This is a genomic window from Gordonibacter pamelaeae 7-10-1-b, assembly GCF_000210055.1.
GTDB classification, from domain to species: domain Bacteria; phylum Actinomycetota; class Coriobacteriia; order Coriobacteriales; family Eggerthellaceae; genus Gordonibacter; species Gordonibacter pamelaeae.
The window spans coordinates 1271792-1282479 of sequence record NC_021021.1 but is presented as its reverse complement, the minus strand read 5'-3'; the positions used below and the strand labels follow the sequence as shown (position 1 = coordinate 1282479).

At 64.7% G+C, this 10688-nt stretch carries 7 protein-coding genes and 2 tRNA genes; 7 read left to right on the top strand and 2 right to left on the bottom strand.

Going from position 1 to position 10688, the window contains the following annotated elements:
* The first annotated feature begins 211 nt into the window (after positions 1 to 211).
* The 3 genes from gyrB (at position 212) to GPA_RS05915 (ending at position 7305) form a co-directional block, all read left to right on the top strand.
* Complete coding sequence (gene gyrB, locus GPA_RS05925) at positions 212 to 2182, top strand: DNA topoisomerase (ATP-hydrolyzing) subunit B (RefSeq protein ID WP_015539273.1); 1971 nt, start codon at positions 212 to 214, stop codon at positions 2180 to 2182.
* 11 nt (positions 2183 to 2193) lie between these two features.
* Positions 2194 to 4971 carry a DNA gyrase subunit A gene (gyrA, locus tag GPA_RS05920; protein ID WP_041239168.1) on the top strand — a complete coding sequence of 926 codons (2778 nt, stop codon included), beginning with the start codon at positions 2194 to 2196 and terminating at the stop codon, positions 4969 to 4971.
* 612 nt (positions 4972 to 5583) lie between these two features.
* On the top strand, positions 5584 to 7305 hold the full coding sequence (locus GPA_RS05915) for an MATE family efflux transporter (protein WP_049784031.1): 1722 nt from the start codon (positions 5584 to 5586) through the stop codon (positions 7303 to 7305).
* A gap of 88 nt (positions 7306 to 7393) precedes the next feature.
* Here GPA_RS05915 and GPA_RS05910 read toward each other — a convergent pair whose 3' ends face one another.
* Positions 7394 to 7897, bottom strand: a complete 504-nt coding sequence (locus GPA_RS05910; protein ID WP_015539272.1) for a bifunctional nuclease family protein — start codon at positions 7895 to 7897, stop codon at positions 7394 to 7396.
* Positions 7898 to 8222: 325 nt separating this feature from the next.
* Between GPA_RS05910 and GPA_RS05905 the strand changes: the two genes are divergently transcribed.
* Together GPA_RS05905 and GPA_RS05900 are read left to right on the top strand one after the other, a co-directional pair.
* Positions 8223 to 8299, top strand: a tRNA-Ile gene (locus GPA_RS05905).
* 126 nt (positions 8300 to 8425) lie between these two features.
* Positions 8426 to 8501: transfer RNA gene (locus GPA_RS05900), tRNA-Ala, on the top strand.
* A gap of 39 nt (positions 8502 to 8540) precedes the next feature.
* On the opposite strand, the gene GPA_RS20010 is transcribed toward GPA_RS05900, so the two are convergent.
* Entirely contained in the window at positions 8541 to 9428 is an 888-nt protein-coding gene (locus tag GPA_RS20010; protein ID WP_049784029.1) for a TraX family protein, read from the bottom strand.
* Positions 9429 to 9497: 69 nt separating this feature from the next.
* Here GPA_RS20010 and GPA_RS05890 point away from each other — a divergent pair, with 69 nt between their 5' ends.
* Together GPA_RS05890 and GPA_RS05885 are read left to right on the top strand one after the other, a co-directional pair.
* Positions 9498 to 10307, top strand: coding sequence for a CPBP family intramembrane glutamic endopeptidase (locus GPA_RS05890; RefSeq protein ID WP_015539271.1), 810 nt, complete (start codon positions 9498 to 9500; stop codon positions 10305 to 10307).
* Between the two features lie 136 nt (positions 10308 to 10443).
* Positions 10444 to 10688: J domain-containing protein (locus tag GPA_RS05885; RefSeq protein WP_156791137.1), on the top strand; the 245-nt coding region annotated here is incomplete at its 3' end.

Here is a 10688-nt window from a genome sequence, read left to right as displayed (position 1 = left end):
CTCCCCTCATACGGCTTCTCAAAGCCTTTAAAAGCCGTTGAAATTGTTGGTGCCGTACCGTGGTTATGGTACAATTTTCCAGTTGCCGTCCCGCCATCCGGCCGTCGCTAAGCGACCTTGGCCGAGGCGGCCCGCGACGGCTGCGCCGCCCGTGCCCGTCCCGCGCGGGACCGCGGCGCGTCCTCACGAAAATACGCACTGAAAAAGGAGCATGTCAGTGGCAAACAAACCTGACCATTACGACGGTTCCGACATCCAGGTCCTCGAGGGCCTGGAGGCGGTCCGCAAGCGTCCGGGCATGTACATCGGCTCGACGGGCCCACGCGGCCTGCATCACCTGGTGTACGAGGTCGTGGACAACGCAGTCGACGAGGCGCTCGCCGGCTACTGCGACACCATCGAGGTGTGGATCCACCCCGACAACTCCATCACGGTCGACGACAACGGGCGCGGCATCCCCGTGGACAAGCACCCCAAGGAGAAGATCCCCACGGTGGAGGTCGTCCTCACCATCCTGCATGCCGGCGGCAAGTTCGGCGGCGAGGGCTACAAGGTGTCCGGCGGCCTGCACGGCGTGGGCGTGTCGGTGGTGAACGCGCTGTCCTCGCGCGTGGAGGTGAGCGTGTTCAAGGAGGGCGTGCAGTACGACATCTCCTTCGACCACGGCAAGACGGCCGAGAAGCTGCGCGAGGTGGGCAAGGTGCGCCGCGGCAACGGCACCACGGTGACGTTCTGGCCCGACCCCACCATCTTCACCGACACCACGGTGTACGACTACGACACGCTGGCCAGCCGCTTCCGCGAGATGGCGTTCTTGAACAAGGGCCTGAAGATCATCCTGCACGACGAGCGCGTGAACCCCGGCAGCACGCTGTCCGACCTCGCGCCCGAGCCGCGCACCGAGGTGTTCCAGTACGCCGGCGGCATCGTGGACTTCGTGAAGTTCCTGAACGAGGGCAAGGAGACGCTGAACAAGCCCATCTACTTCGAGGCCGAGAACGACGACGGCACGGTGGAGGTGGCCATGCAGTGGTCGTCTTCCTATTCCACGAACTCCGTCATGGCCTTCGCTAACAACATCAACACGCACGAGGGCGGCACGCACCTCGACGGCTTCAAGCAGGCCGTCACGCGCACCATCAACGAGTACGCCCGCGCGAAGGGCATCCTCAAGGAGAAGGACTCGAACCTCTCCGGCGACGACACGCGCGAGGGCTGCGCGGCCATCATCTCGGTAAAGCTGCACGACCCGCAGTTCGAGGGCCAGACGAAGACGAAGCTCGGCAACACCGAGATCCGCCCGCTCGTGCAGAACGCGGTGACCCAGGGGCTCGCCGAGTACCTTGAGGAGAACCCGAAGCCGGCCAAGCGCATCATCGACAAGGCCACACAGGCGCTCAAGGCCCGCGAGGCCGCCCGCAAGGCCCGCGAGATGACGCGCCGCAAGGGAGTGCTCGACTCGTTCGCGCTGCCGGGCAAGCTGGCCGACTGCTCGTCCAAGACCCCGGCCGATTCCGAGATATTCATCGTAGAGGGCGACTCCGCAGGCGGCTCGGCCAAGCAGGCCCGCGACCGCAAGACGCAGGCCATCTTGCCCCTGCGCGGCAAGATCTTGAACGTGGAACGCGCCGGCCTGCACCGCTCGCTCTCCAGCGACACCATCAGCTCGCTCATCACGGCCATCGGCACGAACATCGGCGACGACTTCGACGCCGACCAAGCGCGTTACCACCGCATCATCATCATGACCGATGCCGACGTCGACGGTGCGCATATCCGCTGCCTTCTGCTCACGTTCTTCTACCGCTACATGCCGGAGCTCATCAACCGCGGCTACATCTACATCGCGCAGCCGCCCATCTTCGGCTTGAAGAAGAAGAACTCGCGCAGCCCCAAGATCGAGCGCTACATCTACGACGAGAGCGCGCTCGGATCGGTGCTCGCCGAGTACGACAATCCGGACAAGTTCGACGTCCAGCGCTACAAGGGCCTTGGCGAGATGGACCCCGACCAGCTGTGGGAGACCACGATGGAGCCCGAGACGCGCACGCTTCTGCAGGTGAACATCGACGATGCGGCCGAGGCCGAGCGTGTGGTGAGCGAGCTCATGGGCGACCAGGTGGAGCCCCGCAAGGAGTTCATCCAGAAGCACGCCCGCGACGTCCGGTTCCTGGACATTTAAGGAGAATCTAAGTGGCAGACAACAACGATTCTTTCGACGAGTTCCTCAACCGCGCCGAGGAGGACTTCGACGCGGCGAACGGCGGCGGGGAAGAGGACGACCTGGAAGGCGCCCTCGCCGACGCGGAGGACGCCGAGGCCGACGACGATGCCCCGCGCGGCCCCGGCTCGGTGATCTCCGACGAGATGCGCGCCAAGGCGCTCATCAAGGACGACCTGCCGAGCGCCCATGGCGAGATCGTGGAGGGAGCCAACGGCGGCAACGGCACCATCGTGCGCACGGCGTACCTGGGCAAGGAGATGCAGACGTCGTTCCTGGAGTATTCCATGAGCGTCATCGTGGCCCGCGCCCTGCCGGACGTGCGCGACGGCCTGAAGCCGGTGCACCGCCGCATCCTCTACGCCATGAACGAGAGCGGTTACACGCCCTCGCGCCCGCACATGAAGTCGGCCCGTACCGTGGGCGACGTCATCGGCAAGTACCACCCGCACGGCGACTCGGCGGTGTACGACACCATGGTGCGCCTGGCCCAGCCGTTCTCTATGCGCGTGCCCCTGATCGACGGCCATGGCAACTTCGGCTCCATCGACGGCGACGGCGCGGCGGCCATGCGCTACACCGAGGCGCGCCTCGACAAGGCGGCCATGGAACTGCTCTCTGACCTGGACAAGGAGACGGTCGACTTCCAGCCGAACTACGACGAGAGCCTGGAAGAGCCCGTCGTGCTGCCGGCCCGCTTCCCGAACCTGCTGGTGAACGGCTCGCAGGGCATCGCCGTGGGTATGGCCACGAACATCCCGCCGCACAACCTGCGGGAGACCATCGACGCCACGTGCCTCATGCTCGACAACCCCGACGTCACCACCGAGGAGCTCATGAAGGCGCTCCCCGGCCCCGACTTCCCCACGGGCGGCATCATCATGGGCAAGAAGGGCATCATCGACGCCTACGAGACGGGCCGCGGCTCGCTCACCGTGCGCGCCCGCTGCGAGGTTGAGGAGAAGAAGAACGGCCGCAGCTCCATCATCGTGAAGGAAATCCCCTACATGGTGAACCGCCAGCGCCTGCTTGAGAAGCTGGGCGAGCTCGTGCGCGACAAGAAGCTGCCCGAGATATCGAACATCCACGACGGCGCCGACCGCCACGGCATCGACATCATCATCGACCTCAAGCAGAACGCCATTCCGCAGGTGGTGCTCAACAAGCTGTACAAGCACACGCAGCTGCAGGTGGGCTTCGGCGCCATCATGCTGTCGCTCGTGGACGGCGTGCCGCGCGTGCTCTCGCTCAAGGAGATGCTGCACTACTACATCGCGCACCAGGAAGACGTCATCGTGCGCCGGACGCGCTACGAGCTGGCGAAGGCCGAGGAACGCGCGCACATCCTCGAGGGCTTGGTGGTCGCACTCGACAATATCGACGAGGTCATCACCATCATTCGCTCCTCGCAGACCGACGCCGAGGCGGCCTCTCGCCTCACCGAGCGCTTCGGGCTGTCGAAGAAGCAGACCGACGCCATCTTGGAGATGAAGCTGCGCCGCCTGACCGGCTTGGAGCGCGGCAAGATCGAGGACGAGCTGGCCGCCCTGCGCGAGAAGATCGACTACTACAAGCGCGTCCTGGGCGACATGACGCTCGTGCGCGAGATCATCAAGGACGAGCTGCAGGAGATCAAGAAGAAGTTCGGCACGCCGCGCAAGACGCTTCTCTCGGCCGACGCCAAGGACATCGACGTGGAGGACCTCATCGCCGACGAGAACATGGTGGTGACGGTGACGAAGGCCGGCTACGTGAAGCGCCTGCCCGTGGCCACCTACCGCCAGCAGAAGCGCGGCGGCAAGGGAATGCAGGGCGTGAACCTGAAGGACAACGACTACGTGGAGCACCTGTTCGTGGCGTCGACGCACGCGTACATGCTGTTCTTCTCCACGGCCGGCAAGGTGTACCGCCTGAAGGTGTACGAGCTTCCCGAGGCATCGCGCCACGCACGCGGCACGGCCATCGTGAACCTGTTGCCGCTGGCGAAGGGGGAGACCATCTCCGCCGTCATTGCCACGAAGGACTTCCCGGCTGACGAGTTCCTCATGTTCGCCACGTCGCACGGCATGGTGAAGAAGACGTCCATGGAGCTGTACGACCGCACGCGCCGCGACGGCCTCATCGCCATCAACCTGAAGGATAACGACGAGCTCATCTCGGTGAAGCGCGTCGCGCCCGGCGAGAAGGTCATCATGGTGTCGAGCGCCGGCAAGGCCATCAAGTGGGACGAGGGCGAGGTGCGCGGCATGGGCCGTGACACCATGGGCGTGCGCGGCATGAACGTGCCGCCTATCGCGCGGGTGCTGGGCATGGAGATTGCCAAGCCCAGGACCGAGTTGTTCGTCATCACCGAGAAGGGCTTCGGCAAGCGCACCCCCGTGAGCGACTACCCCGACCACCATCGCGGCGGCCAGGGCGTGTTCACCATCACCATGACGGAGAAGAAGGGCCTCTTGGCCGCCATGAAGATCGTGGCGCCCGACGAGGAGATCATGATCATGTCCGAGGAGGGCGTGGTCGTGCGCACCCCGGTGTCCGGCATCTCCGAGCTCGGCCGCTCCACGCAGGGCGTCTGCGTGATGAAGGTGGGCGACGGCGACCGTGTGACGGCCGTGGCCATCTCGAGCCGCGCCAAGAAGAAGCGTCCCTCCGGCGAGAAGCCCGGCAACGAGGACGAGGCGACGCTCGACTTGCTGGAAGAGGAGTCCGAGGAGGGCGGCCTCTCCGAGAACGAGATCGACGAGGCTTAAAACCGAGCGATTGATCGTCCGGCGACCTGCAGCCGCGCCCCGCGCGCTTGCAGGCGCCGACCCAGCCGACGGGCCCGCAAGGGCCCGTCGGTCGTTCTTGCTCTGCGGTTCCCCGTTTCCTTCGCTACTCGATTATACTGTCGCTCCATTCCTCATCCTCTTGATCATCCCCTCCCTCCCCCTCCGAATCGTTTTTTCATTCCCCTTATCAGTTCGTCCTCCTAGCAACGCGATTCAATTTATCGAGCACCAACTCCAACTCTCTATTTCGCTTCCCGTATTCTCATCCGTTTCTTTTGTCGCTCATGTTTCAGTCCTTCCTTCCTTCGCGAGGCTCCTCGCTGATCAGGTTCTCGATTTTTCGTTCTCCGCCCTCCCTTTCTGCCTTTTTGCAAAATGTTTCACGTGAAACATTTGGTTATTAATTCAATCAACAAATAACTTTTTGAACTTCGTGAATTAGCGAACGTTCGTACTCATGAATGCGGAAATAATGGATGGGTCAAGTGCCCGTCATGCGGGTGTTGACGTGCCGTATACTGCACGCCTCGTGAATGTGAACACGTCTGCTGGAAGGCAGGCGCTTCGCATGAAAGGGGGGCGGAGAAGCCCATGTCCATTACCGCATTGGCCCAAGGGGCGCGTGGTCGCGCACAGGGAGCCTGGGGGAACGCACAGAACGCGCGACGGCGTGCCGGGGATGCGCGGAGGGCCCGCGCTGGGCGCGCACCGGCCGAGAAGACCTCGTCGGCCGACGTGTTCGTGCTGTCCGTCCCGCTGTTCATCGAGCTGTTCATTCAGATCATGGTAGGCAACGTGAACCAGATGATGCTGGCCCCGCACGGCACCGACCCGGCCGCCGCCGTGGGCAACGCGCTGCAGATACTCAACATCATCACGATCGCGCTGTCGGCCATGGGCACGGCGTCCACCGTGCTGGTCACGCGCGTGCTGGGGAACGCCTCGTCCAAGCGCACGATATCGGAGATCGCCACCGTCGCGCTCGTGGTGAACATGGCCTTGGGCGCCCTCATGACGGCGGTGCTGTTCGCGTTCTGGCCGCAGTTCTTCAGCTGGCTGCACATCGATGCCACGCTGTGGGGCATGGGCTCGTCGTTTTTGCTTATCGTGGGCTCCACCACCATCCTGCAGGGCGCGTTCTTCGCCATCACGGCGCTTCTGCGCAGCTTTGCGCGCGTGGGCGACGTCATGGGGGCCAGCCTGGCCATGAACGCGGTGGACGTCGGCGTGGGCCTTGTGCTGGTGAACGGCCTGGGCGGCGTGCCGGCGCTCGGCGTAGAGGGCACTGCGGCCGCCAACGTGGCGGCACGCGTCGTGGGCCTGGGGCTGGCGGCGTTCATGCTGCTGCGCCACACCGACGTCCGACCGTCGCCGCGGCTGCTGCGCCCGTTCCCGAAAAAGACGCTCAAGAACATGCTGGGCGTGGGCATCCCCTCGTCGGGCGAGCAGATGAACTACGACCTGGCTCAGATCGTCATCCTGTCGTTCATCAACGTGCTCGGTACGACGGTGGTCACGGTGAAGGTGTACTGCTCCATGCTGGCGAGCATCGCCTACCTGTACTCCATAGCGCTGTCGCAGGCGACGCAGATCGTGCTGGGCTACCTGTTCGGCGCAGGTAAGTTCGACATCGTGCGCAGGCGCGTGTGGATGGCCGACCTCATAGCCGCCGTGCTCACCACGGCCGTGTCGCTCACGCTGTGGTGGAACTTCGACGCTGTGGTGGGGCTGCTCACCGCCGACCCGGTCGTGCACGAGCTGGGCCGCCAGATCATGCTGGTGGAGGTGTTTCTGGGAATAGGCCGCAGCCTGAACATTGTCATGGTGCGCGCCCTCATCGCGCTCGGCGACGTGCGCACGCCGGTGACGGTGAACGTGGCGTTCTCGTGGGTGTTCGCAGTGGGCGGCGGCTGGCTGCTGGGCATCGGCTGGGGCTGGGGCCTCGTGGGCATGTGGATAGCCATGTGCATCGACGAGTGGCTGCGCGCCGGCTTCCTCATTGCCACGTTCGCACGCGGTGGTTGGAAGCGGCGGGCGCTCGGCTCCGTCGAAGGGGGAGGGGTAGAGCATACGGGCCCCCGTCGGGAGCGTCCGGCGCCGATCGGTTCCAGCGAGGTTGGCGCGCGCGTGTCTGCGGCTTCCGAGAAGCCCGAACTGCCCCCGACCGAGCCAACGTTCGGCCCTTTCGCGCCGACGCGGGTGAAGCAGGGCGAGATCGTGGGGGTAAACGTCCCGTCGTTCGTGGTGACCACGGCGCTCGACGGCAGCAACTCGGCGTCCGTTCTCGATGACATCGCCTCGTCGTTCTGGTAGGCGAGGCGATGTCGGGTCCCTCCGCCCGCCGTCGGACTGCTACCGCTCGCCCCTTCGGGGCAGCCGTCGGCAGGTCGGCGTTGGGGAGCTACCCTTCGAAATCCTCCGGGGCCAGCTCTTCCAGGAACGTGCGGAAATCGGCGAGCTCGTCTTCCGCGTCCGGCGCGTTCTTGAACACGTAGGGGAACGACGCCCGTTCGAGCACGTCCTCCTCGATGAAGATGGGCGCCTGCTGGCGCAGCGCGAGGGCGATGGCATCGGACGGGCGCGCATCCAGGTCGATCAGACGGTCGTGCTGCTTGAGCGTGAGCCGCGCGAAGAACATGGCGCCCTTCACGTCGTTGATGACCACGTGGTCGACGCGCGCGTCGAGGTTCGTGAGCGCATCGAGGAACAGGTCGTGCGTCATGGGCCGTGCCAAGCGGGCTTTCTCCAAGGCTATCCCCAGTTGGGTGGCCTCGTTCATGCCAACCCAGATGGGAACGATGCGGTACTTTCCGGGCTGCGACGGCTCTTCGATGGGCTGCAGCACGAGAATGGAGGGAGCCGGCGCGGCCGACACGATCAGGGTTTGCACGTTGACGGGTTTCATCGCAGCTCCTCGTTGGCTCGGGTTCGCCGGTACGTCGATCGCCCTCGATTATACCGCGCGCTTGCGATATCGACGGTTGACGAGGAAGGCGTTTTCCTCGCGTGACGGGCCCGTGGCAAACCGTCCGCACGCCGTCGATGCAAGCTGCGTCGACCCTGGCGCCCCGATGGTCTGGACGGGCAGGGAAGATAGCGCCGCCGTGGGCTCCTTCGGCTTTCGGGAAGTTCAAACGAGCGCATCGCCAGGGCAACCTTTTGAAATTCCTTGCGAAAAGTGCTTGACCAAACCGTTGATTCTGGGTTACAGTATCCAGGCACTTTTTTACGGGCCCGTAGCTCAGTTGGTTAGAGCGCACGCCTGATAAGCGTGAGGTCGCTGGTTCAAATCCATTCGGGCCCACCACTTTTTGCGATAAACGCTCCACCGTGAGCCGAGTTAGCCGGTGGAGCGTTTATTATTTTCCGAAGAAAGTGCCGTTTCCCTTTTCGCCAAGGCTCGTTCCGAGGCGGCAGGCGCGAGACGAAGAACGGGGCATTAGCTCAGCTGGGAGAGCGACGGCTTTGCAAGCCGTAGGTCAGGGGTTCGATCCCCCTATGCTCCACCATAACATCCAACGGCCGCGAGGCCGTTTCTTTTTTTTTCCTCAACCGAACACCAGCAGGTGGACCATGCCCAGCACGGCGATATGGGCCGGGTAGTAGGCGTAGAAGAACCATTTCATGGGAAGGCCGCGCCGTCCGCGGTAAGAGTAGAGCAGCGGGATGGTTGCAGGACAGCCAACGAGCGGGTAGAGGACGAAGGGGAGCAGCGACCAGTCGCCGCCTGCCGCAACGGCGCTCGCAAGCTTGCCGAGCAGGGGAAGGCCCTCGGCCACGGCAACCAGCAGAACCGGTGCGGCAACGGCGCCGAGCGGCGTGCGCAGCAAGGCGGGCACCGCGTCGTCGGCAGTCTGGTAGGTCGCGCGGGAGGAACCTGCATCGGCAGGTGCGGCCGCGCTGGGAGCTGCACCGGGTGCCGAGTCCGCCTGGGCGGATCGGCACCCGCGCAGGCACGGGCCGGCGCCGAGCTTCTTGAACAGCACGATCACAACCACGCCGACGAAGCCCCAATCGCACGCCAGGCTGGCCAGCGCTCCCGCTGCGGTTACGGCCCAGAACGCGCCGCGACTGCGCACATGCTCGTCGGCGTACAGCACGCCCAGGCCTATGAGCAGCGTGAACAGCACGTTGATGTTGTCATCGAGGAACAGGCCGTAGGGGATCTGGGATACCAATGCGAACGCCCCGAGCCGGAACGCGTACCGCTTGACGTTGGACGTGCGGCGGTATCCCTCGACCAGCAGGAAGGCCATGACGGGAAACGTGAGGCCGCCCAATCCGATGAGCACGCATGACGCCCAGAAAGGAAGCTCGTTGGCGAAGAGATAGCCCGCATGGTTCGCGGTCATGCCGACGATGGCAACCGCCTTGAGCGCGAACGACGACAACCCGCCGGTTCCGGCACATGCCGCCCCTCGTTCGCTGCCTGCCATCGGTTCGCCTCCGTCTCCGCGGCTGTTTCGCGCACCTGCCGGTGCAGGGCATCGATTATACTGCATCCCATGAACCTGCCCGCCTTACGCCGCCGTCATCTTCTTGCGTACATCGTCGTCTCCTGTGCGTTGGCCGTCGCGTGCCTGAACGTCGTGCCCGGCGGCTCGTTGGGCGCCGTTGTCGTGCAGACGGCCGCAGCCGGAGTCGCCGTTATCGTGGTGCTCGCGCTGTTCGATCCGGCGGCCTTGAAAAGCAGGCATCCCGTACCGAGAAACGCTCGCGGCGCCTTCCTCATGTGCGCCGGTGTACTGGCCATCGCCCTTGCGGCGGGGCTTGCGACGGTCGGCCTTGCAGGGGCGGAGGCCGGGATAAAGCCTCCCGGTTCTGCGGATATCGCCTTGTTCCTGATCCTTTGCCTGCTCACCGGTGTGTTCGAGGAGGCGTTGTTCCGTGGCGTCCTGTTCCGCAGCTTCGCGGAGGTGCTGGAAGGGACGGGAACCTACCGCCCGCTGCTCGTCGCAGCAGCGGCATCGGCGGCGATTTTCGGCATCCTGCATGTTTCAGGAACCGCCGCTCCGCCGGTCGATGCCGTCTCCCTCGTCCAGCTTGCGGGCAAACCGGTGCAGGCGGCCTTGTTCGGCGTCATCATGGCGGGCGTGTACGCGCAGTCGGGAAACCTGTGGTTGGCCGTAGGCGCGCATGCGGCGCTCAATGCCCTGTCCGAGCTGCCGTCGTTCGCGACGAGCGGCCTGCTGGTGGAAACCTATGTGACGGGCAGCCCCGCCGACCTGGCCGTGCTGCTGGGAACGATCGCACTGTTCGTTCCGCTTGCCGCCGTTGCAGCGCGCGGCCTGGCACGAGCCGGTCGGCTGGCTTGACCCTGCCGCAAACCTTCGCCCGCGTGCATTCTGTGACGCCCCTTGCCGCGCCCCGGCTTCTCATGCCGACGTGGTACTATACTTCTTCGGCAAACGAACGCGCGAGCAGCGCGCCATCACGATTCTGCGGGGAGTTATGAACCGGACGGAAGCACTGCGCATCTTGGGACTCGACGAGGATGCCACCCTCGCCGACATCAAGACGGCATACAAGGAGACGGCGCAGATCCTGCATCCCGACCGCTTCGCCACGAACAAGAAGCTCCAGGACCGCGCCACCGAGCAGTTCAAGAACCTCCAAGAGGCATACGAGTACCTGACCAGCGGGAAAGGCTCGCGAACGAAGGCCGGTCGCGCCGCCTCCGCAACGCGCGCCTATGG